The 575-nt window shown below is 67.1% G+C and carries 1 protein-coding gene; it reads right to left on the reverse strand.

Going from position 1 to position 575, the window contains the following annotated elements; genetic code table 11:
* Window positions 1-387, reverse strand: a 387-nt coding sequence (locus ACTWP9_RS36675; protein WP_443250648.1) for a TetR/AcrR family transcriptional regulator, incomplete at its 3' end; no start/stop codon positions are given.
* Between the last annotated feature and the right edge of the window lie 188 nt (window positions 388-575).

Here is a 575-nt window from a genome sequence, read left to right on the forward strand (position 1 = left end):
CGGCAGGTGGCCGGATTCCGCCCGGACCAGTCGTTGCAGCGTTGCGTACTCGGCCGAGCCGAGCATGTCGGTTGCGATGCGCATCGAGAACGTGACCAGGGCGTCCTCCAGTTCGGCGGCCTCGGTGTGGTCGGTGAGGGTGTCGTCGAGGGTGTGCCGGATCGTGGTGATCAGTGACTGGCCGACGGCGTCGAGGACTGCTTGCAGCAGCGTCTGCTTGTCGCCGAAGTAGTCGTAGACCGTCCGCTTGGACACCTCAGCCCGGGCAGCGACCGCGTCGACGCTGGTCCGGTCGAAGCCGTCGGCGAGGAACAGTTCCCGGGCTGCCGTGAGGATGGCGGCCCGCTTCCGCGCGGACCCCTCACGCAGGGTCTTCGTGGTCGGCATGGGCATATCTTAGCCGTTCTACACTGCACGGTGTAGTGCAGTACCGTTCATTAAGCACGAGGCCGACCGCGCCCCGTGTGAATGGCTGCTGTGTCCGCGCCGGGCTCGGCAGGGCGGCAGCGCTACGCGTTCGGCCGAACCCCTCACCCGTCCGGCAACGATGGAAAGGACGTTCATGACCGCGACCG

It is taken from the genome of Streptomyces sp. 3N207, assembly GCF_052246355.1.
Classification (GTDB): Bacteria; Actinomycetota; Actinomycetes; order Streptomycetales; family Streptomycetaceae; genus Streptomyces.